1 protein-coding gene and 1 pseudogene are annotated in these 561 nt (G+C 60.8%); both read left to right on the forward strand.

Annotated elements, in window-relative coordinates; all coding sequences use genetic code 11:
* Positions 1 to 280, forward strand: a pseudogene (locus IVB46_RS19785) (GDP-L-fucose synthase); the annotation flags it as partial.
* A 176-nt stretch (positions 281 to 456) separates the two neighbouring features.
* Positions 457 to 561 (forward strand): NAD-binding protein (locus IVB46_RS19790; RefSeq protein WP_143199629.1); only part of this gene is annotated, 105 nt, incomplete at its 3' end.

The raw sequence follows: 561 nt of genomic DNA on the forward strand, positions 1-561 counted from the left end.
CGACATGGCGGATGCCTGCGTGCACCTGATGAAGACCTATTCGAGCGCGGAGCTGGTCAACATCGGCACCGGCGAGGACATCACCATCGCCGAGTTCGCCCGCGTCGTCGCCGACATCGTCGGCTACGGCGGCGAGATCAGCTTCGACACCTCGCGTCCCGACGGAACGCCGCGCAAGCTGCTCGACGTCAGCCGGCTCGCCAAGCTCGGCTGGCGCGCGACGACCTCGCTCGAGGACGGCGTGAGACGCGCTTACGCGGCGTATCTCTCGCATACGTAGAATGCAACCAATGCATGTCGCGTATTTCAGGAGATGACCGCAACGCCTGTCACGCGCGGCGGTTAAGGTTTATTCGGTTCGCGAAGCAACCTGCCCTAATGTTGGGCGTGCGGCCGGATACAGAAATGGTCTAGGGTGTTCAGTGGAACATCCGTCTTCAACGGAAAGAGTTTTTCATGCGAATCGCGATGATCGGAACGGGCTATGTGGGACTGGTGTCCGGAGCCTGCTTTGCGGATTTCGGTCACGACGTCACCTGCGTCGACAAGGACGAGAAGAAG

Origin of the sequence: Bradyrhizobium sp. 61 (genome assembly GCF_023073075.1) — a bacterium.
Classification (GTDB): domain Bacteria; phylum Pseudomonadota; class Alphaproteobacteria; order Rhizobiales; family Xanthobacteraceae; genus Bradyrhizobium; species Bradyrhizobium barranii.